Genomic DNA, 20136 nt, shown 5'->3' with positions numbered 1-20136 from the left:
ACGAGCTGATAGATCGTCGCGGAAAATGTGCCCCATCCGGTCAGCAGCAGATAGATGATGACGGCGCGGCCGAGGCGATAGGCCGCTTCGATTGGCGAAATCGACTCACGCCCACTCAGGATCGAATAGCCCCACCACACGATATAGAGGGTCAGCATCAGGGTGAAAACGTTGCCCATCGCATTGCCCAACTGCATATAGACGGTGCGAACGAAGTCCTCGCCGATGTTGTCAATGCCACCGAGGATGCTTGCGGCGAGACCGTTCATGGGTCCTCGTCAATGATGCTGGCGAACGGCGTTGAATTGACCGGTTTTAGCGCGCCGCATTCGTCGGTGTGAGCATACGCCAAAGGCCCGCACGGCGCCTTCCGTTCGCGATTTGCGCATCCGACCAGCACTGCGCCGAGCCCAATCACAGCGCATATGCGCAGCACTCGCCTCGACAAACGCTAGCCTCCGCTCTTGCCAAATTCCGCGAACGGATTGACGTTGCGCGGCGTCATCATCTTCTGCACCTGGCTCTGGCGAAGAAGATCTCCCTTCAGCTTCTCATTCAGGGCCGCGACCGCACCATTCTGGACGCCGATCAATTCGTTGACCGCGCGCGCGTTTTCCAGCTGCATTCGTGTGTTCTGGTCCACCGATCCCTTGACGTCCTGCGACTGCCCGATCTGCCCACTCGCGGATTGCAGGGACTGTTGGCGCTGGGTGACGCCCTGCGAGGCCTGCGAAGTCAGCGCGCTTAGCAGCGAGGCCACGTTGACGCTGCCGCCATAGACTGTGTTGACGGCGCTCGTCTCTTTGCCGGCAATCTGCTGGAGCTGCTTCACCAGCTGCAGCCCATTGATGACGGCGCCGGCGATTTTCTGGATTTCGGGCGAAAGGCCACCAAACGAAAGAGCCCCGCCGTTCAGGATCGATCCGAACGAGGGAGCCTGGGCAATCGACATGTTGCCGCCAAGACCCATTTGTCCGATCCCGAGCGAACCGTCACGACTGCCGCTGAGAGCCTGCAGGATCTCCTCGCTCTTTTTCAGGATATCCTTGTTCGAATCCATGATGGAGTTGGTGTTGTCCGCATTCTTGCGGGCGACATCGAGATTGGCGCCATCAATGACGGCAATCTGTGCGTGGGCCGTGCTTGCCCAAAGCGCCAGACTGGCAGCAATCGCGAATTTTTTCATGTCAGCCTCCTATTGCTGTAGAGAATTGATCACGCTGGCAGCGCCGGCAGGATCACTGGTGATGATCGTCGAGCTGCTGTCGGCCGAGCTTGCCCCCGCGTTTTCAAGTGCGCATGGTAGCCACCGGCCGCGATCGATCCTCAACCGCTCCAATTCCGCGGGATCACAAGACAACGGGCTTGGAGACCCGCTCTTCGGCTGTTGCACCAGCTTGGAAGACTGCGATGCCTGAACATTCTGCAACGATAGAAGTTGGGCCAGCAACGTCGTAAAATCCCCCGCCTGGGCGAGGTACTGGTTGGTGACATCGGCGTTGATCCCACGAGCCGACGAGTTCAGCTCCCACGCATCCTTGTATTCGGTAACCTGGCCAACGTTGCCCGCCAGCGCGTCGATTGCAGCATTGTTGGCGCCCATCTGCGATGAGCTTGCATCAAGGCCGCCAGCCGCCTTCCTCGCCGCGCCCATGGCGTCGTCCTGAGCTGTGCCGCCTGCGCCGTCGGCCGTTACGATCGAGAATGGTGGCGGCGCGGCGGCGGGAGCCTTGCCGCTCGATACATAGTCGTTGAAGTAGCTGTTCCAGCGGCCAACACCGCCGGCCCACCCTCTTTGCTCGGCAGCGTTCGATCCGTTGTAGAAGGAGGCGAGACAGCTGTAATTCGTCGCCCCGCATTGCTTCACGCCCATTCCGAGGTATTTGACGCCGCCCTCGACATTCTGCTCGTTCACGTCGCGGTCCAGTCCCATGGACTTGCCGGTGCCCTTGGTCAGCTGCATGACGCCTTTGACGCCGGTGTGGCTCCCGGCGCATGTGTCGAAGCGCGATTCCTGATAGGCAACGGAAAGCGCCAGGCCCTCGGGCACACCGTACTTTTGCGCATAATAGCGGATCATCTTCACGTTGCCCGCGTCGCGCTGCAACGCCTCAGTCGGTGATCGGCGAAACATCTGTGATCGGTATTTGTTCGAATAGGTGCAGACGACGCTTTTCTTCCTGTCGGTTTCGTCCTTCTTAGACTCATCTGACTTCGTGCTGTGCTGCTCGTCCTCTTGCCGCTTGTCGAGGTTCGGCCCGTCGATGACCGCGATCTGAGCGACAGCCACGGTCATGCTTTCCGCTGTCGCGAGAGCCACGGCCAGACAAAAGCTGCTAAGCAGCTTCGTCATGCTCGTCCTCCCATCCGCAGAAGTAAGGCAACCACATCTCCGGCTCGTCGCCGAAGGTCTCCCGGAGCCGGGCGCATTCCTTGCTGTTGGCTTCGTTCGAGGACAAGACCTTGATGAGATCGGGCATTGCCGACAAATCGAGCTTGGCGACGATCGAGTCGCTGTCGTGCTTGACGAGGAAGGTGCGTGTTTCCTTCGCGGTTCGACGCACGAACTCGAATTCCTTCGCTGTCAGCGAGAAGCGCTCCACGTAGGATTCTTTGCTCGCCTTGGGGTTGGGGAAGAAAATGTTGGTCTTCGTTTGCTCGATCAGTGACGACGAGATGGAGGAGTTGACGACGTCTTCTGCTGTCTGCGTGCCAAAGCCGACCACGCCGTTGCGGCGACGAATGGTCTTCAGCGTCTCATTGATGAAAGCGGCGAAAACCTCGTCGTCCAGCAGCTTCCAGCCTTCATCGAGGAAAAGCATGATCGGCGAGCCGTCGATGACGTCCTCGAGACGATGGAAGATGTAGAGCAACGCCGCCGAGCGCAGCTTTCGGTCGCCCAGGATCTTCGTCATGTCGAACCCGACAACGGGTTTCGAGAAATCGACCAGATCGACGGGATTGTTGAAAAGCCAGCCCTTGTCCTTCGGGTCGAGCCAGGGTTGTATCCGCGCCGCCAGATCATTCATGCCAGGCATGAGCGAGCCCCGCAGCACTTCCGGCAGCAGGTCGAAGGTCCGCTGTTCGCGCGGTATCTTGTAGATCATGTCGACGGCCGCGTTGATGACGCGCATCTCGGCCACATCAAGCGCGCCGCCTTCCGGCGTCAGAATGTAGAGGAGTAAATCTTCCAGGAAAGAACGGTTTTCTGCCGTGTCATCAAGCTGCAATGGCGCGAACCCGGTCGGCTGAGAGGGCTCCATCACCTCGTAACGACCGCCGAGCGCCCGAACGAAAATTTCAGCGCCGCGCATGTAGTCGAAATAGACACATCGCGGCCGCGGCATGATGCGCATGGCCTGCGCCATCAGGAACGACAGCACCACGGTCTTGCCCGAGCCGGTCGGGCCGAACACCGTGAAGTGCCCGACATCGTGAACGTGAAAATTGAAATAGTAGGCCGTCTGGCTGGTCGTCTCGAGCAAAGCGATGGGCCGTTTCCAATGCAGCCGCTCACGTTGGCCGGACGGGAAATTGTGTCCTGAAAAAAGGCCGGCGAAATTCAGCGACGAGATCAACGCACGTCGCGCGATGTAGCTGAAGTTTCCCGGCAACTGCGCCCAGAAGGCCAGTTCCGTGTTGAGTGTCTCGCGGACCGGCACGATCGACATGCGCGAAAGTTCCGCCGTGATGTCGGACAGCGCACGGTTGAGGCCGTTCATGTCCGAGGCCAATGCCATGACGCTCATGTGATGTTGTCCGAAGACGACTTCGCCGCCGGCCAGCTTGTCGGCGCCGTCATGGACGGAGACCTCGACCGTCGTGCCCGCCTCGTCGGAACCCTCAACCTGGTTCGCGATAGTGTTGATCCTGCGCATCGCCGTTACACGGTCTTCAATCGCGAAACTTTGCGTCAGAATAAACTCATGCGGCAGGCGCAAGAGACCGTCCAATGAGCCTGGAGCGGTGAACGGCGGATATTCCTTGATCGACACCATGGCGCCGAGCTTGGCTGCGTCCGGCCCGCGCAGTTCCAGGGCCGACTTGCCGAAAAACAGCTGCCGCGTCGCCAGCACATCGCCAAGGGACATGCGCGGCAAAGGCATTTCCACGTCGCCACCACCGGCGAGGATTTTCGCCAGAAATTCGGCCGACTCGGAAATGAAACTTTCGCGTCGCTTGACGACGCCGAGAAGACGCCCCCCATAAGCGGTGAAATCCTTGACCATGCCGTCGAGGATGTCATGCAGTTCGGCTATTGCCTCTTCGCGGGTTTCTTCGCCGGCAGTGCTGATGCGGAATGCATTGAGCGCCTTGTCCACCCATCCGACACGGCCGACCATCGGGCGCCGTATGACCGTCAGATATGCCTCGTTGACGAAAAGGTTTTTCGAGCCAAGCTCGTCCATGTAGCGGGCGTCGAGCTCGGCCACGAAAGGATTGTCAAAGTCGCCTTCGATCTCAGGCGTCACGTGGCGGCGGATGATCGTCGTGTAGACCGCAAAGCGAGACGTCGAGAGATTGCGGAACGTCGTGTTGCGGTTGAACAGTCGGCTGTTCAGCTCGGCCTGGTCCATCGTCTGGAAGGGCAGGCCGCTGAGCTGGATGACCCCGACAAGAAAGCCGCTCTTCGTCACGATCAGATTGTCATCGACATGGCGCAGGTATGGGATGTGCATCGCCGCGGGCTTTTCGCGGCGGCGCTCACGGCCAAATTTCAGGTCGGCATCGAGGCTCATGGCGAATAGCTCCTCGCACCCCAAAAAGTGAGGTTCGCCACCGCCCCGCGTTTGGAGATGCGCCGTTCGAAAATATGAAACATGTAGGGGTCGCGCTGGCACAGATATGCGCTGACCAGATGCACCACGCCGAATACGCCAAGGCCGAGCATGAAGCTGCTCGTGGCGATAAAGCCGATCACCGCCAGGATGCCGTTCAGTGCAAAAACTTCATAGCGCACCCCCCATTTCATCGGCGGGCGTGTCAGGGGCAGGCTGACCGGCTCGACATAGACTTCCTCGTCGTCCATGGCTCAGCTGCCTCCCGCGGTCGCGCGAACCGCATCCACCAGCTGGGCCGCGCCGAAGATCAGAGCGATGCCAATGATGATGGAAAAAGCCATCATCCACGCCAGCCGGCCCGTCATGGCGAGGAAGCCGAGAAAACAGACCGCGATGATGGCGAATGAGCGGGCTATGTTGCCCTGAAGAACTCCGACGAACCACTGCAGCACGTTTTCGACTGGGGCCGCCGACTGGGCGTATGCGGTGGCCGGCGCGAGCGCTATTCCGACCGCCGAGGCCAAGGCCAGTTTCAGGGCAAATATGCCCGCTTTCCTGTATTCCACCCTTGGCTCCTTTCAGTTGCCGAAATCCATGACATGACCATCCTGCCAGGCGTCCCCGCTTGCTGGCGGAGCCGCCTCGAGCGTCTCGGATTTGGTCAGGGCGGACTTCTTCGCCACACCGCCGAACTTCCAGCGGTTGAGTATCTTCACGATGTATTCAGCCGTCTGTGGATTCACCGGAATCCCTTGCGCCTTGTAGACGCTGTTGGGCCCGGCGTTATACGCCGCCAGCATCAGCAGCGGATCCTGGAACTCGTCATAGAGTGACTTAAGATAGCGCAGGCCAGCCCGAACATTGGCCTGCGTATCGCAACGGTCGCTCACGCCGAGATCGGCAGCCGTGCCCGGCATCAACTGCATGATCCCAAGGGCTCCAGCCTTGGACAAACCCTGATTGGCGCCGAGATCGCTTTCAGCCCATGCAATCGCCTCGGCCAGATCGGCGTCGAACCCTTCGTCCTGCGCGATTGAACGCACAAGTTGAGAGACCCCTGCACGATTTCCGTTTTTACACGCCTCCGGCCTTTGTGCCCCGACCGCGGCAAGGGCGTGCGCCGGTGTTGCAAAGGCGACTGCGACGCGGTCTGATGCCATGTCCCGGGCGTGCGCTACGAAAGGCATCGTAGCGGCACACAGGGTGAGCAGGAGAGCTGATCGAGTGTTCATACTGTCGCCAAAATTTAACACTTTACTATGGCTACACGCAGCCCTAGTAAAGTGTCAACACCATATGCACCACAAGGACGAATTTGGATGAAACAGATGGCCCTTTGCACGGCTTTGCTGCTCCAGGGCACCGCGGCTTATGCCGCCGGCGCCGACGCCCCAAGCGCCTTCGCTCAGCCGTCGGAACGCTACCTGCTGCAGTTTGCCAAGCCGGGCGAGAAGGTGTTCGTCTATGAGCGCTACGATGCGAAAGGCGCGCTCTTTCAGCGCGACGCGGCGACCCTCAGTTCGCCGGTTAAGGTGCCGTCGGCGACCGAGCGCGTCATCAACGGCGTGGCCTATCGACTGCGCGGCCTCGCGGCCTGCCCAAAACCCAAGATTACGTACAAGACGCAGCAGTGGGACTGCACGAAAGCCGCGCAGGACTATGAAGAGGCAATCTACAACAACCGTGCATCTGTCGTGCTTTGCAAAACGCTTGTGCTGCAGAGCAGGAAGGGGGAACCCGACGCCGTGTCGTGTTTCTCTCTCGTGGGTGCGGGCAGTACAAACGACCCGTACAACGTCGCCTACGACGATGACGAAATGGTTTTCTTCGGCATGGCCGCAATCGGACGCACCAAGGACGGCAACTCGCTGCGCCCCGATCTGGAGCATTCCGCCGAGCTCGGTGGACAGTTCCAGGAATGAAACAGGCGCGCTTTGCAGTGCTCGCCGCCTTTTCCGTATGCGCATCGGCACGGGCGCAGGATGCTACCACCTCCAGCGTACCAACTCCCTTCACGGTATCGAAATCGGCTCAACTGCTGACCGGAGATACCTGGCGTGACGGCGATCACCTTTTCCGCCTCTATGGCGTCCAGTCATGTCTTCGCGGCACGTCGGCTGAACAGCCAAATGGGAACAAACTCGATTGCGGGAACATCTCGCTGGCGCACCTGGCAGCACTGTTCGATAGCGCGGCCGTGACATGCCAGCCAATCGGCTACGCCCTCGACAAGGCGGCCTTTGTCGTCTGCGGTGCGCAGCTGAATGGCGACACAATCGACGTCGGCACCGCGCTCATCGCGACCGGATACGCGTTCGCCGCAACGACAGCAAAGGGCAAAGCCGTCAATGAGAACTACCTCATCGCGGAAATCAACGCTAAGATGAAACGTGCAGGTTTGTGGGGCACGACGTTTCAGCATCCTGTGCAGCTGCTGCTGAACAAGCGGTCGGAGAGGCAACAATGAAGCACGACGAGGAGGCGCACAGATATTACTATCCGGTGGAAGGACGCGGTGACGGTGCTATTGGCGGAGCCGCTGCGTTCTTGGCGATCATCTTGGTGCCGGCAGGGCTCTATACGGCCTGGAATACTGTGGCTGCATGGATTTCATCCCTGTTCTTCTCCTAGGACTGCAGTTTCGCGAAAGAATCTAGCAACGCCCGAAAATCGTCGACATCAACCTCGCACCAGTCATGAGCTGTCAGCCGTTGAAAGTAAGCAGCCTTCATTTTGATTTCCGCGAGAGTGGCTACTGGAGCAATGGCAGCACGCCTTCGCACCGCCGCCTCTTCCGCCATAACCGCATCCAGCCTCTCACCCAGCATGATCGCGTCCGGCCCTTCGGCCCTCATCCATAGCTTGCCGATACGTTGAAGCGCGGCGACGCGCTGACGATGTTCCGCAATCAGTTTCGCGACGCCTTCAGCCGCTTCCATCACTCCGGTGCTACAGACCAATCGAATAGACATCGTCCTGCTCCCTGGCGTATCAGTAAGATACAAATACCTGTGGACGCGACGAAAACTAGGGATGCTCCCATCCCTAGTTTGAAGCGACCAATTCTGAAATACAGGGCGAGGGGCGGCTGCGTAGAAGGATTGGCTTCTGATGTTTCGTGCCCTGGTGCTCGAAGACCAGACGCTTATGCGTCTGGCACTGATGAACGAAGTGCAAGCAAGCGTCGGAAAATGCGTTGTTCTGGGCGCGGAAACGCTAAACATCGCGACCGTCGAGCTCCAAAACGATCATTTCGATCTTGTCGTCATCGATCCTGGCTTGCCTGGTTTTGACCCCACCTCACAAAACGATCGCATCGCTGTGGTCGATAGGATCATCGAAGCTTCACCCGGTGCAATCCATGTTGTCGTCACCGGTTCCGACAATCCTTGCGAGGCAGATGGGTTCCGGCGTATCGGCGCCGCCGCCTATGTCGGAAAGACCGGCCTCGCGCCGGGGGTGTTCAGTAACGTGCTGGACGATATTTCCAACAAGGGATTTTCCTTGCGCCTGTCGCGTGCTGTCATGACCAAGCCCGATTACCGATTTTCAGCCCTTACACCGCGCGAGCAGGAAGCCATCGACATGATGGCGCGCCGCGCACCCGGCGTAAAACGCACGGCGATCTTTTCTCTAATGGCCGATCGCCTCGCCATTGCGCCCGGCTCGGCCGAGAAATACTACAAGCAGGCTCGCGCCAAGCTCATGCGGCAAGGCCATCGGCTCCCTCGGGGGCTGTGAGCCAAATGGAGCCCATGATCGTCCATGGAATCAAGGTTCCTGTCGAACCACAAGAGGTTTCGCCGGTAATGGCACGCGGCGGCCAACCAGAAGACGACCACCTTGTACCGAAAGCAGCAAAGGCTGGAGACCTAGCTCATCGAAATCGTCTCGCTCAACGGTGGAGGCCGTGCGCGCCGACTGTCCGGGAGCCATTCAGCGCCTGGCGAAGATTGTTCCAACTTCCCGTGGCCGCAACTTCGCGCCGCGCTTTCTGACCTGCTGCGCCTTGGCCACATCGCCGATGTCTCACCGCCTGGCGTCCGCTCTTGTTCCAAGCAAAATACCTAGAATTGGCGACAGACGAACGTAGCTTATTCCAAGCATTGTTTGACGATGCCTCCAGCGAAGGAGATGTCGCGATGTCAAGGCTCGACAACGGTAAAGCCAACCCAGTCATCAGGAACGGTATCCCAGAGACAGAAGGCCGCGAGCATCAACCACTTTCCGTGGCCACAGCTCGGGCCAGCGCGCATCACGGCGAGCTTTTGCAAGGCGTCTTTGATGACGGCGAGGGGCGTCTCCACAGGGGTCTCGTGACACTTCCGCTGCCATCACAAGAATCGACGGTCACTTTCTGGCCACGAGAGGGAAGTGGTATTCGAACCCGTCCAGAGAGCCGGACGAAAGCAGCTCGGGCGGCAGAACTGACGCTTGGACACTTGGGACTGGGCGGACAGGGTGGCGATCTCACGATCGAGAGCGCGATCCTGATCGGACACGGTTATGGCTCATCCACGGCGGACGTAACCGCCACAATCCGTGCCGTTGCCGCTTCTGCGGGAACAACACTCCTCCAGTCGACGGTTGCCCGGTTGGCGGTTGCGGCAGAAGGCGCCAGCGATGCCATTGCTTATCAGGATCAGGCGATCCTTTTTGCTCACCGCGAAGGCCGTCCAATTGAACATTTCGGCGGAGAATTCCCGTCACTTTTCGTCGTGGGTTTTCGCGGCGCCGATGATCAGCCGGTGGACACTCTGGGGATGCGACGCGCCCGCTACGACAGCGAGGAAATCGAGACGTTTCGGACCCTTCGCGGTTTGGCCTGTCGTTCTGTCCGGCTGCAGGATCCGATGTTGCTTGGACGGGTCGCGACTTTGAGCGCCTGTATAAGCCAGAGACACTTGCCCAAGGCCCATTTTGAAACGGTGCTTGCCTTGTCACAGTGGTTTGGCGCCTGCGGCGTCCAGGTTGCCCACAGTGGCACCTTGGTCGGCATCCTCCTGGACGCGAACGCACCGAGGGCGGCCTCCCGTGCCGGCGAAATCGCGAAGACGGCGATCGATGCAGGCTTTGCCGATGTCCAGATGTTTTCGCTCAACGCGGAAGGCGCGATCCTCCAATGATACAAAATGGGGATTACCTGCGCGCCTTCGAAACTCCGCGGTTCGCCAGGCTGGCGCCCAATCTGAACGCGGCATGTTTCTCGCTGATGAAGCTGATGCCGGCGAGGTTCATGGTGGATCGCGCGGAAGCCACCGGCCGCCTCGCGCCAGGCGGCCATATCGTCGAAACGACATCCGGGACCTTCGGCCTCGCCATTGCGATGCTGGCCGCCGCCCGCGGCTATGATCTCACGCTAGTCACGGCCTCAAGCCTGATCGACGTCAAGCTGACGCGGCGTCTGCAGCAGCTGGGCGCGGAGGTGGTGGCTATCGCCGATCCCAAGGGAGACGGCAATCAGCCTGGCCGCCTCGAACATCTTCACCAGATGCTCTCGCAACAGGCCGATATCTATTGGCCGCGACAGTACGACAGTCCCGAGAACCGGCTTGCCTATGCGCGCCTTGCGGACCTGATCGTGCGTTCATTCGGCCGGATCGATTGCTTGGTCGGCTGTGTCGGCACAGGGGGATCCCTGTGCGGCACCGGTGGCTTTCTGCGCGAACTCTTTCCCGAGCTCCGGATCATTGCGGTCGACACGCACAGGAGCATCCTTTTCGGCCAGCCTGTCGGGCGGCGCATGCTACGCGGCCTGGGCAACAGCGTCCTGCCGGAGAATGTGAGGCACGACATGATCGATGAGGTCCACTGGGTCGGCGCCCTGCCTGCCTATGCAAAGTCTCATGAGCTGTTTCGAACGCAAGGCATCTTCATGGGGCCAACGAGCGGAGCGGCCGCTTTGGTCGCCGACTGGTTCGCACGGAAGAATCCCAAAGCCGCCACCATTGCCATCATGCCTGATGACGGGCATCGTCATGCCGACACGGTCTACAATGAGGATTGGCTAGCCACGCTTGAGGATTGGCCTTTGGCGCTGCCACTCGAGCCGACCCACATCGATCAAATCAGACCCGCGGCGGAAACCGCGTGGACGCGATTTTCGTGGAACCGGCGAACGCTGCAAGCGGTGCTGAGAGACCAGTAATTAGCCGATGGTGGCTCTGGGAGGCCTCGGACATTCATTGCCATCACGGACCAACTGTGTTGGATTTTCACATGGGGTGCGTCACACGCCGCAGAAAATCGCGGGTGCGGTCATGCTTCGGCTCGCGAAGGAGTTCCCTTGCCGGACCCTGCTCGACGATGCGACCACCATCGAGGAACAGCACTGTGTCGGACACTTCACGGGCAAACTGGATTTCGTGCGTGACCACAAGCATGGTCATGTCGTCGTCCGCCAAGACACGCATGACCTGCAGCACCTCGCCCACCATCTCAGGATCGAGCGCCGAAGTAGGCTCGTCGAAGAGAATGGCTTGCGGTCGCATTGCCAAGGCACGCGCGATGGCCACTCGCTGCTGTTGGCCGCCCGATAGCGCCGAGGGATATGAATTGGTTTTTTCGGCGAGGCCCACACGGCCGAGAAGCGCCATGGCCCGTTCACGGACCTCGTGCCTGTCTTCCTTCAACACATAAACGGGCCCCTCCATGACGTTCTCCAGGGCCGTTCGATGCGGAAAGAGGTTAAACCTCTGAAAAACCATCGATACACGGGTGCGGATTGCATGAAGGTGCGGTGAGGCGGCGTCGACAACGAAGCCATCAATGCTGATGCGACCGCGCTGGTAGCCTTCGAGCCCGTTGACACAACGCAGAAGCGTCGACTTGCCCGATCCCGAAGGACCTATCAAGCATACGACTTGGCCCTTGGCGATTTCAGCGTCGATACCCTTGAGAACTTCGTGACAGCCAAACGATTTATGCACGTCGTCAAACGTAATCATCCTGCCTGCTCCATATGGATCTCGACGCGCCGCATCAGGAAATTCAAAGGGATCGTAAGGCAAAGATAGAGGGCGGCGACGAGGGTAAAAACCGTCATATTGTCGAAGGTCGACGATGCCAGCATCTTTCCTTGCATCGTCAACTCCTGCACCGAGATCACCGAAACGAGCGAAGAATCCTTCAGAAGCATCACCATGTTGTTGGCGTAGGGTGGCAGCACGATCCGCAGTGCCTGTGGCAGCACGACACGGCGCATCATCAAAGGACGTCGCATGCCGATCGATTTGGCCGCTTCAATCTGTCCCTTGTCGACCGCTTCAATTCCGGCCCGGAACGTTTCGCCAAGATAGCAGGAATGGGCCAGGCCCAGACCGAGCACGCCAGCCTGGAGCGCGGTCAGGTTGATGCCTATGTCGGGTGCGACGAAGTAGATATAAAACAACACGACCAACAGCGGGATGCCGCGCAGGAACTCAACGACAAAGCGCGCCGGGACGGAGAGGGAGCGGATTCCTGACGTCCTCATGATCGCCCACACCAGCCCCAGAGCTGTTGCCAGGCATAATGCAAGCGTCGTGGTCAGCACTGTCAGCCAAACGCCATGGAGCAGAATTGGCAGATATTCCGTTGCGTTTGTAACGAATGTGCTCATGGGGTCTGCCTTTCCGAATACCGAACCTCACCTGCCGGATAAGCTCCGTCCAAATCGACCAGCTAGCCATCGTATCGCTGGACCGAATGCACCGCCTCACAGTCCATATCTGGATAGGATTTTCGCCAGTTCGCCGTTCCTCTCGAACTTGGCTATCGAAGCGTTCACCTGGTTCAGCAGCCGCGAATTGTTCTTGGCCACCGCCAAGGCAACCTCGCCCTCGTGCAATGGTCGATAACCACCAACAAGGCGAACACCAAGCTTGGGATTTTTCGAAATCTGGTACGCGACGATGGGCCTGTCGCCAAAGCCGGCCTTGATGCGCCCCAAAACGACGTCTCGCATCATGTCAGCAATCGAGTCATAAAGCTTGACCTGGCCGAACACGCCTGACGCCTGCAATGCGTCGGCATAGGTCGAGCCGATCTGCGCGCCGACATTCTCGCCCTTGAGCTGCTCGATCGTATAGTTGGTGCTGTCCCCAGCGGCGACGAACATCGCTTCCCCGTAAGTGTAGACCGGAGTGCTGAAATCGATAATTTCCTGACGTTTGGCGGTAACGAACAAGCTGGCGGAGATAAGGTTGATCTTGCCGGTCGTCAGGGCGGGGATCAGTGCCGGAAAGGCGTTGATCTGAAATTCGACATCCGCTCCGATATCGACCGCGATGGCCGTGGCAAGATCGACCATGGCGCCGGTAGGCTTTTGCGTTGCGGCATCGACGAAAGTAAACGGGACGCCGGTTGGGGTAATTCCGACCGTAATGGTTTCCTTTGCCATAGCCGTTGATGCTACAAGGATCGTTATTGCGGCTATGTAGGGGATGACAAACCTCGACAACACGGAACCTCTCCCTGTTTGTATTGACTGTGTTCATGCAAAGGTTGGCCGCGACCTTGCGGCTGACCCTGCGTTTGACACGCCAGGTGCACCAAATGGACGATGACCCGGCATACCCATGGCTGCTGCAAGGTCGTTCGGCGATAATGTACTCAGGCGGTTTCGTATCGCGATCGACCAGTGTCCTCTTCTTGAAGCAAATGCTCCCAGGCTTGTCCGGCAGTTTCAAACACGGGCTGCCGATCTTCCGACGCTGTTGACCGATCGAGATCCTTCAGGCCGCTTGCCGTGACAATAGCGACCACGCGATCCGAAGCACCTATGACGCCCTGCCGCGTTAGAGTCCCGATCGCGGCGAGAGGCGTAACCGAGGCAAGTTCGGCAAAGATGCCCTCGCTCGCTGCCAGTTGTTGCTGCAGGGCAATCAGCCCGAGGTTGCTCACGCGCACAGCTGTGCCGCGCGAAAGACGCAGGGCTCGCAACGCCTGGAAGGTACTTCGCGTGGTTCCCATCGATACTGCCAGCGTTTCGAACGCCGCCGGAGCTTCCGCGATCAGGTCTGTCTTGCTCGCGAGCGCTTCAGACAGGGAGCCATGAATCTCGGCGGCCGCAAGGCGAGGAATGCGATCGATCTTCCCTTGCTCGAGAAGGTCGGTGAACCCTTGGAACAATCCTGCAAGGGCATCGCCGTAACAGACCGGCAAAACGCACCAGTCAGGCATCGAGCCATGCATTTGCTCGAAGATCTCATAGGCAAGTGTCTTATAGCCCTCTATCCCCGCGGGATGACTGCCAACGACAGGCGCCTGGAACGGCGAGGTGGCAAACCATCCAAGGCGCTCAACACCTGCCGCCAGCAAGGGCCAGCGTTGGGATTTGTCTGTCAATGGAACAACCTTGGCGCCATATTTCTTGATCTGCGCCAGCATCGCGCCGGCGGTGCCCGCGAATGTGATGACGACGCATCGCAGACCTGCGCGTGCGGCGTAAGCCGCAAGTGAGGCGCCCGCGTTTCCTGAGGAGGCGGTGGCAACAACCCGCGCTCCGGCTAGACGAGCCATCGATACCGCGACGGTCGAGAACCGATCCTTGTGAGACCATGTCGGATTTCGACCTTCGTCCTTAATCAGAAGGTTGGGAACGCCGAGCGCTCTTCCGATCGTCGTCGCTGGCAAAAGCGGCGTCAGACCTTCGCCAAGGGATATCGCATCGCTGGACGCGCAAGGAAGCATGTCCGCGTAACGCCACAATGAAGGCGGTTGGCCTTGCTGCGTCTGATCGTCAGGGGCGAGCCTCTGACCATGGTAGGTCACCTGGAGGTTGGCAGGCGCGACGACGAGACAGTTCGGGCAGCCCCGGGAGTCAATCTCTAGATCGAGAGGAAAGGCATTGCCGCATCGAACGCAGGAAAATCCGGTGGCATGGCTCATAGCGGCACCACGATGATTTCGCCGTCTGTTTCCATCAAACGCTCGACGCCGCCTGCTCGAACGACAAGCATATCCTCGACCTGCAGTCCCCATCGGCCGATTTCGTAGTAGGGTGTCTCCACGCAGAGCACCATTCCCTCTTCGATAACTTCGCGACTGCTTGGCGATAGCGTTGGCGCATCATAACCATCGAGGCCTATGCCATGGCCAACGTGGTCGCGCCTGTAGTGCGGAATTCCTTCGCGCTGAACGACGCGCATGACCTCGCCAAAGACGTGCGAAGCCGCGATCCCCGGTCGGATGATTTCGCAGGCGCGCTGGACTCCGCACAGCAAGGCGTGATGAAGGCGCCGGGCGTCCGGGGGAGGCTCGCCTAATGTCGCGATGCGAGCAACGTCGGCGCGGTAGTGCCGAAATCGGCCACCGACGTCAAATCGTATGATCTCACCAACTCGCAACTTACGGTCAGACGGCTGAACGTTCATCAGTGCGCTGCGCTCGCCAAAACCGATGCACCCCAGGACCGGGAAAGCGCCATCTTCGATGGTCTGAACATGAAACGCGCGCGCGAGATCAAGTTCGGACGCACCTTCTTTGGCAACGCCCAGCGCGGCCCTGATCGAACGTTCGGCAATTCGAGCGACATGTCTCAGCCGGTCGACCTCGTCGTCCGTCTTCACGGCTCGAACCTCGCGCAACAGCGCTGCCGCGGGCGTGATTCTGACGTTCGGCAAACGCGCCGCCAATGCCTCCATGTGCCCGCTTGCAAGCCCGGTCTCGTCAATCCCGACACGACCATTTCCAAGCTGTGAGTCCTCCAAAGCTGCCACGAGTGCGGCGACGGCGTCTCCGTGCGGCGGCAGCCTGCGAAGTTGAAGGTGTTCTTGGCCCACTGCGTCGCTAAACGCATCAGGGCCGAGTTCCGCATGGAACTCTCCAAAACGGCGAACCTTGGCGGCGCCGACGTCTTGGTCGGCTACGAGATCAAGCGTGCTTGTGCTGGTAATGATCTCGGGCGTACCCCGGTCGGAGGCTGGCCACACGACATAGGCTTGGGGACCACGGCGAATCCACTGGGGCAGGGCCCAGAACCCGCTCATGTAAGTCACGTTTTCTGGCGCCGTCGCTACGACTGCGTCCAACGCGGCGTCAGCCATCCGTTGCCGTAGCCTTGGTTCGTTAAGCAGCATGGCTGGGATCCTTGTGTTGGCTGCGGGCGTCGCGATAGCCAAGGCTGGCGGAAATTCGGGTCGCGGCCGCCATGACCGTCTCGCCCACCTCGGCAATCTCGACCAGCGGCCCGACGGAGCGGGGATAGGCGACGCTTATCCCGGCAACAATCGCGCCCGAGGCGTCACGAACTGGTGCACCGACCGCAATCAGCCCGGCGAAATTTTCGTCGATAGACGTGGTGTAGCCGACGCTTTCGGAGCCATGGATCTGGACCACGAGCTTGCTGATCTCGGTGACGGTTCTTGGGGTCAGGCGCTCGAGCGGGGCTTGCCCCAAAATTTCGATGATGGCCTCGGCGCTCAACTCCATCAACAGTGCCTTTCCAAGCGCTGTGGAGTGCAAGGGGAAGCTCTCACCTGGCGACGACCGAATGACGACAGGGCTTTTGCTCTGCACGGTCAGGAGATAGAGACCCCGATCATCCCGCCGGACGGCTAGAAAAGCGTTGAAGCACCCTTCGGCGGCCAAAGCTTGGAGTTCTGCCTCGGCCAAACCAACGAGGCGATCCTTGCGCAAAATGTATCGCGCCAGCGCCAGAACAGAATGGCCAAGCCGGTAGCGGCGCGACTCGGCAATCTGCTCGACATAGCCATGCTCGGCGAGGGTATTCAGAATCCGCTGCACTGCCGCTGCACTCTGATCGAGGCGACGCGCAATGTCCCGTACGCCAATCGGCTCGTCTATATCCTTGAGCAGGTCCAGCACGGCAAGACCGCGCTCCAACGAAAGATTCCCTGTCACAAGGGTGTTCCTTATTTAGGAATGCTGTTCCGATCTGCGACATCAAAAGCAGCAATAGCTCCGGCTGTCAACGACGAATGTGCACTATAGTGTGTCGTCTTATAGTGTGCGTCGCGGCGACCATCCGGCGATGGACCTACGTATGGTTGTTGGCCTCAACGTGCAGCGAATTCGGCGTGAACAAACGCTATCCCAGGAGGAACTATCGTTCCGCTCGGGGTTCACACGCTCGTATCTGAGCGGCCTTGAAGCCGGGCGCCGTAACGCCACGATCCTCTCGCTGGCAAAAATCGCCAGCGCGCTGGGCGCAAGCGTCGAAGACCTCATCCGTCAACCCGCGAAAGAGACTGCAGTACGCAACAAGCCGGCGTCTACTCAGGTGACAGAGAAACGTAAATCAGGTTCCTGACTTGTTATTGTCCGTCCGGCGACGCGCCAGTGTGGCGCGGGATGCTGCGGCGTATCAGAATTTCGACGTCAACTTGAAGCGCTAGCGCCAGGACCTCCATGGTGTCCACGGTTGGCGAGTTCTCTTCCCGCTCCAGCTTGCCAACATAGTTGCGGTCGAGCCCGGCAAGATCGGCCAGTTGCTCCTGGGACAAGCACGTCGCTTGTCGCAGCAACCTCAGATTGCGTGCAAAAACTGACCTCAGCCTCATTGGGTGAGGCAGTCAGACCGCGCTCTTTAATGCCACCTACTATAGTAATCAAAAGCGGCGACATGGGTTGCGATTGAGCTGAAGTCACGTATTTCTTTGCCAACTCAACATGTCCGGACGATCTCGAGATGGCGAAGACAGTTCAGTCCGTGCTACAGCACGATATCGTTGAGATCTTTGAAGCCACGGCGCGTATGGACGGCGCTACCAGCATCAACGAAATCGTTCGGCAGTTACGCGCGCGGGTCCAGCCATTTGGCTACGTAGCTTGTCTCATCACTGATTTGCCAAACCCAAGTACCGGGGCGCTGGATGAACATATCCTTGTCAACGGTTGGCCTGCCGATTGGTACGACCACTATATGGCCGCAAGGCATTATCGTCATGATCCTTGCGCTGCCCTGTGCCGGACCGCAGTGGCCCCATTTCTCTGGAGCGATGCCTCCCGAGGTCAGGCTGACGGGGACGCGCGGCGCGTGATGCACGAGGCTGCGGAGTTTGGCTTGCGTGAAGGAATCTGCATACCCATCCAGTGCCCGTTTGGCGAAAGGGCTGCCGTAACGCTGGCAGGCAGCGAGCTTGACTTGACGCCATCGGCCCGCTGCACCGTTCATGCACTTGCCCGTCACGCCTATTCGGCTGCGCATAGGCTGGTCGGCGGTTTGCGCAAAGCACCGAAGCAGGCGCTCTCCAAGCGCGAATGTGAAATTCTGCAATGGGTCGCGGCGGGGAAGACAGCTTGGGAGGTTTCGAGGATCCTCTGTATTTCGGAGAGCACGGTCTATACGCACCTGCGCAACGTCAGGCAGAAGCTCGATACGGCCAACATAGTGCAGGCAATCGTTGAGGCGGTTCGCAGGCATGAAATCCAGCTTTGAACCATCGTCAGATCTGAGTATGGCGGCTGCGGGATGCGCATGGCTCCTTGTGCTCACTCACTAGGAACCCCGCGATGTTCAAAGTTCACGTCGTCGATGCCGCAAACAGCGTGGCCTATCGAGAGCAGCTCGATCAATACTTCAAGTTGCGCCATCATATTTATGTCGGCGAGCGAGGATGGGACGCGCTCAAGCGCCCCGACGGCCGGGAGATGGACCCATTCGATACGCCGGATGCGACACATCTTCTCGGCATCACAGCCGCTGGTGAGGTCGTCGGCGGCTCCCGGCTGGTTCCAAGTCTCAAACCACATTTGATGAGCGAGGTTTTCCCGCAACTTGTCAGCGGTCGCATACAACGCGGCCAAGATATTTTTGAATGGACTCGCTTTTTCGTCGCGCGTCATTTGCGCGAATCAGGCCGGTCCTGTCAGGCCGCCGGTATCATTTATTGCGGCGTCTTGGAGCTTTGCCTTCAACGTCATATCAGCCATTTGACTATCGTCTGCGAAGATTACTGGCTCGAGCGTTTTGCCTCGATCGGGTGGCAGCCGAAGCGGCTTGGTCCCTCGAAGGAAAGCGACGGCACGTCGATTGTCGGGATCATGGTTGACATCTCTCCCGCCGCTCTTGCCGCGACTCGCCAGATCTATCGGATAAGCGGGCCTGTGCTTTGCGACGACGCGCGGATCAAGACTGTTGCCTAATTGCCGGCGTACCCCCTGGACGAGCGACAACGAGAAAATTGAATATCGAAGGCCGCTGCTTGCAAACGTGCTCTCCAAGGCCGGAATGACCGCCGCGCAGGAAGTGGAAGTTGTCGCCTTTGACAACTTCGTTTCCGATATCCGAATGGACGAAATCCGGTCCTACAATCCGAGGCTGGCGGTCGCGCGTCGTTGCAACGAGAAGGACAAAGCCGGCTCGCTTTCCCCCCGGACCAGGATTTCAGCTCTATCAGCATGGGTAGAGAAAGGCCCCATCTTCATTGTTTGGCCCTTCGACCAGTCGCCCGCTTCATACATGCCCGCAAGAAACTCGACCTGGGTGTTTTTCGCGGTCATCCTGCGCGCCACGCGATGAAGTTCTTCCACGGCCGATTGCTCACTGTTCTTCCATATCTCGGTATGGCTGCAGCGCTTGGGCTGAGTGCGTGGACATTCACCCAATCGAACCGCTACCGTCAGGAGACGGATGCGATCCTCAACCAGACCTTCGAGATCCAGTGGCGCGCGGCACAGATTCGCGAGCGTCTTATACGGGTGTATGGCTATCTTCGCATTGCCGACCGGACTGGCGAACTTGATGCCGACATCGATCGGCAAATGGCGCTGGTGAGCGTCAATGTCGGGCAGCTGGAAAACCTGCCCTATCTGAACCGCTTTTTTCCCGATCATGACGCCGCAATCCTGGGTGGGATCCGTCAGACCCTCGAACAGAAAATCGCACCCCTTGTGTCGGCGCGCAAAAACTACACTCAAGCCATTGCCGGCATGGCCAAGCTGGAACAGTCAATTTACGAGATTTCCAACTCCACCGTTGATCACAGCGCCATCTTGCAGCAAACCGCCAGCATCGACATTGCCGCCTCGCGCAACTGGTTCATCTTCGCCATCGCGCTCGGCCTCGGTGCCACCTTCTGTATTGTTATCCATCAGCGCTATTCCTCAGCCAACCGCCGCGACCAGCATATGCGCTCGTTCACGTCGCTCTTTGCGCATACGACCCGATCGCGTGTTACAGCCCTGCGGCTGTTCCTTGAGCATGCCCAGCCGGACAAGCAGCCGAGCAGCGAAATGCTTGAGGCTGCGCGCAGTGCCGCAACGGAGCTGGAATCGATCACTAATAGCGCGCTCCAAATGTAAGCGTCCGGTGAGGGACCATTTCTACTTTCACTTGGATGCGATGTTCTCGGCAGAGTCCTCTGGCAACACCCACGTAAAATGATTGTATGTCGATCCGCCGTAGATGTTG

At 59.2% G+C, this 20136-nt stretch carries 26 protein-coding genes; 11 read left to right on the top strand and 15 right to left on the bottom strand.

The genetic code is table 11. The annotated features are described in order from the left end of the window. The 7 genes from FFS37_RS34810 to FFS37_RS34780 all read right to left on the bottom strand — a co-directional run. On the bottom strand, positions 1-269 hold a 269-nt coding region (locus FFS37_RS34810), incomplete at its 3' end, for a type IV secretion system protein (protein WP_137935428.1). Positions 270-451: 182 nt separating this feature from the next. Continuing rightward, the gene (locus FFS37_RS34805) at positions 452-1186 is read right to left on the bottom strand and encodes a type IV secretion system protein (RefSeq protein WP_137935427.1); all 735 of its coding nucleotides are present in this window, start codon (positions 1184-1186) and stop codon (positions 452-454) included. Positions 1187-1195: 9 nt separating this feature from the next. After that, entirely contained in the window at positions 1196-2353 is a 1158-nt protein-coding gene (locus tag FFS37_RS34800; protein WP_137935426.1) for a transglycosylase SLT domain-containing protein, read from the bottom strand. Continuing rightward, positions 2337-4739, bottom strand: coding sequence for a VirB4 family type IV secretion system protein (locus tag FFS37_RS34795; RefSeq protein WP_137935425.1), 2403 nt, complete (start codon positions 4737-4739; stop codon positions 2337-2339). Before FFS37_RS34795 ends, FFS37_RS34800 begins: the two co-directional genes overlap by 17 nt. After that, a complete protein-coding gene (locus FFS37_RS34790; protein ID WP_137935424.1) occupies positions 4736-5029 on the bottom strand; it encodes a type IV secretion system protein VirB3 in 294 nt (97 codons plus the stop codon). Before FFS37_RS34790 ends, FFS37_RS34795 begins: the two co-directional genes overlap by 4 nt. A 3-nt stretch (positions 5030-5032) precedes the next feature. After that, entirely contained in the window at positions 5033-5305 is a 273-nt protein-coding gene (locus FFS37_RS34785) for a TrbC/VirB2 family protein (protein WP_232375903.1), read from the bottom strand. Positions 5306-5359: 54 nt separating this feature from the next. Beyond that, the gene (locus tag FFS37_RS34780; RefSeq protein WP_171026553.1) at positions 5360-5941 is read right to left on the bottom strand and encodes a lytic transglycosylase domain-containing protein; all 582 of its coding nucleotides are present in this window, start codon (positions 5939-5941) and stop codon (positions 5360-5362) included. Between the two features lie 159 nt (positions 5942-6100). On the opposite strand from FFS37_RS34780, the gene FFS37_RS34775 reads away from it, so the two are divergent. The 3 genes from FFS37_RS34775 to FFS37_RS35955 are packed head-to-tail and all read left to right on the top strand — an operon-like array spanning position 6101 to position 7412. Continuing rightward, complete coding sequence (locus FFS37_RS34775; RefSeq protein WP_137935421.1) at positions 6101-6703, top strand: hypothetical protein; 603 nt, start codon at positions 6101-6103, stop codon at positions 6701-6703. Then, positions 6700-7248: a thermonuclease family protein gene (locus FFS37_RS34770; RefSeq protein ID WP_137935420.1), complete on the top strand. Its 549-nt coding sequence runs from the start codon at positions 6700-6702 to the stop codon at positions 7246-7248. Before FFS37_RS34775 ends, FFS37_RS34770 begins: the two co-directional genes overlap by 4 nt. Further along, positions 7245-7412, top strand: coding sequence for a hypothetical protein (locus tag FFS37_RS35955; RefSeq protein ID WP_171026552.1), 168 nt, complete (start codon positions 7245-7247; stop codon positions 7410-7412). The genes FFS37_RS34770 and FFS37_RS35955 overlap by 4 nt, the downstream gene beginning before the upstream one ends. Here the strand turns inward: FFS37_RS35955 and FFS37_RS34765 are convergent. After that, positions 7409-7753 (bottom strand): hypothetical protein, encoded by a 345-nt coding sequence (locus FFS37_RS34765; protein ID WP_137935419.1) that lies wholly within the window; start codon positions 7751-7753, stop codon positions 7409-7411. The genes FFS37_RS35955 and FFS37_RS34765 overlap by 4 nt on opposite strands. Before the next feature lie 139 nt (positions 7754-7892). Between FFS37_RS34765 and FFS37_RS34760 the strand changes: the two genes are divergently transcribed. From FFS37_RS34760 to FFS37_RS34750, 3 genes are all read left to right on the top strand, one after another. After that, positions 7893-8522: a response regulator transcription factor gene (locus FFS37_RS34760; protein WP_137935418.1), complete on the top strand. Its 630-nt coding sequence runs from the start codon at positions 7893-7895 to the stop codon at positions 8520-8522. 401 nt (positions 8523-8923) lie between these two features. Then, positions 8924-9907 (top strand): GHMP family kinase ATP-binding protein, encoded by a 984-nt coding sequence (locus FFS37_RS34755; RefSeq protein ID WP_137935417.1) that lies wholly within the window; start codon positions 8924-8926, stop codon positions 9905-9907. Next, the gene (locus FFS37_RS34750) at positions 9904-10929 is read left to right on the top strand and encodes a cysteine synthase family protein (protein ID WP_137935416.1); all 1026 of its coding nucleotides are present in this window, start codon (positions 9904-9906) and stop codon (positions 10927-10929) included. The genes FFS37_RS34755 and FFS37_RS34750 overlap by 4 nt, the downstream gene beginning before the upstream one ends. A 67-nt stretch (positions 10930-10996) precedes the next feature. On the opposite strand, the gene FFS37_RS34745 is transcribed toward FFS37_RS34750, so the two are convergent. From FFS37_RS34745 to FFS37_RS34720, 6 genes are all read right to left on the bottom strand, one after another. After that, entirely contained in the window at positions 10997-11728 is a 732-nt protein-coding gene (locus tag FFS37_RS34745; protein WP_137935415.1) for an amino acid ABC transporter ATP-binding protein, read from the bottom strand. Next, on the bottom strand, positions 11725-12381 hold the full coding sequence (locus FFS37_RS34740; protein ID WP_137935414.1) for an amino acid ABC transporter permease: 657 nt from the start codon (positions 12379-12381) through the stop codon (positions 11725-11727). Before FFS37_RS34740 ends, FFS37_RS34745 begins: the two co-directional genes overlap by 4 nt. Positions 12382-12477: 96 nt before the next feature. Continuing rightward, the gene (locus FFS37_RS34735) at positions 12478-13161 is read right to left on the bottom strand and encodes a substrate-binding periplasmic protein (RefSeq protein WP_137935413.1); all 684 of its coding nucleotides are present in this window, start codon (positions 13159-13161) and stop codon (positions 12478-12480) included. Between the two features lie 212 nt (positions 13162-13373). Further along, entirely contained in the window at positions 13374-14651 is a 1278-nt protein-coding gene (locus FFS37_RS34730) for a threonine synthase (RefSeq protein ID WP_137935412.1), read from the bottom strand. Continuing rightward, positions 14648-15841 carry a M24 family metallopeptidase gene (locus FFS37_RS34725; RefSeq protein WP_137935411.1) on the bottom strand — a complete coding sequence of 398 codons (1194 nt, stop codon included), beginning with the start codon at positions 15839-15841 and terminating at the stop codon, positions 14648-14650. Before FFS37_RS34725 ends, FFS37_RS34730 begins: the two co-directional genes overlap by 4 nt. Next, entirely contained in the window at positions 15831-16607 is a 777-nt protein-coding gene (locus FFS37_RS34720) for an IclR family transcriptional regulator (RefSeq protein WP_232375902.1), read from the bottom strand. Before FFS37_RS34720 ends, FFS37_RS34725 begins: the two co-directional genes overlap by 11 nt. A gap of 160 nt (positions 16608-16767) precedes the next feature. On the opposite strand from FFS37_RS34720, the gene FFS37_RS34715 reads away from it, so the two are divergent. Further along, complete coding sequence (locus tag FFS37_RS34715; protein WP_332313505.1) at positions 16768-17034, top strand: helix-turn-helix domain-containing protein; 267 nt, start codon at positions 16768-16770, stop codon at positions 17032-17034. A 4-nt stretch (positions 17035-17038) separates the two neighbouring features. Here the strand turns inward: FFS37_RS34715 and FFS37_RS34710 are convergent, their stop codons facing one another. Then, positions 17039-17284 carry a helix-turn-helix domain-containing protein gene (locus tag FFS37_RS34710; protein ID WP_137935408.1) on the bottom strand — a complete coding sequence of 82 codons (246 nt, stop codon included), beginning with the start codon at positions 17282-17284 and terminating at the stop codon, positions 17039-17041. A 128-nt stretch (positions 17285-17412) separates the two neighbouring features. Here FFS37_RS34710 and FFS37_RS34705 point away from each other — a divergent pair, with 128 nt between their 5' ends. From FFS37_RS34705 to FFS37_RS34690, 4 genes are all read left to right on the top strand, one after another. Next, positions 17413-18162 (top strand): autoinducer binding domain-containing protein, encoded by a 750-nt coding sequence (locus tag FFS37_RS34705; protein ID WP_137935407.1) that lies wholly within the window; start codon positions 17413-17415, stop codon positions 18160-18162. Positions 18163-18236: 74 nt separating this feature from the next. Continuing rightward, positions 18237-18869 (top strand): acyl-homoserine-lactone synthase, encoded by a 633-nt coding sequence (locus FFS37_RS34700; RefSeq protein ID WP_137935406.1) that lies wholly within the window; start codon positions 18237-18239, stop codon positions 18867-18869. 85 nt (positions 18870-18954) lie between these two features. Then, positions 18955-19245 (top strand): hypothetical protein, encoded by a 291-nt coding sequence (locus tag FFS37_RS34695; protein WP_137935405.1) that lies wholly within the window; start codon positions 18955-18957, stop codon positions 19243-19245. Continuing rightward, the gene (locus FFS37_RS34690; RefSeq protein ID WP_137935404.1) at positions 19242-20027 is read left to right on the top strand and encodes a hypothetical protein; all 786 of its coding nucleotides are present in this window, start codon (positions 19242-19244) and stop codon (positions 20025-20027) included. Before FFS37_RS34695 ends, FFS37_RS34690 begins: the two co-directional genes overlap by 4 nt. Positions 20028-20136: the final 109 nt, after the last annotated feature.

This window comes from Mesorhizobium comanense, from assembly GCF_005503535.1.
GTDB lineage: Bacteria > Pseudomonadota > Alphaproteobacteria > Rhizobiales > Rhizobiaceae > Mesorhizobium > Mesorhizobium comanense.
This window is presented reverse-complemented; position numbering and strand designations above follow the sequence as displayed.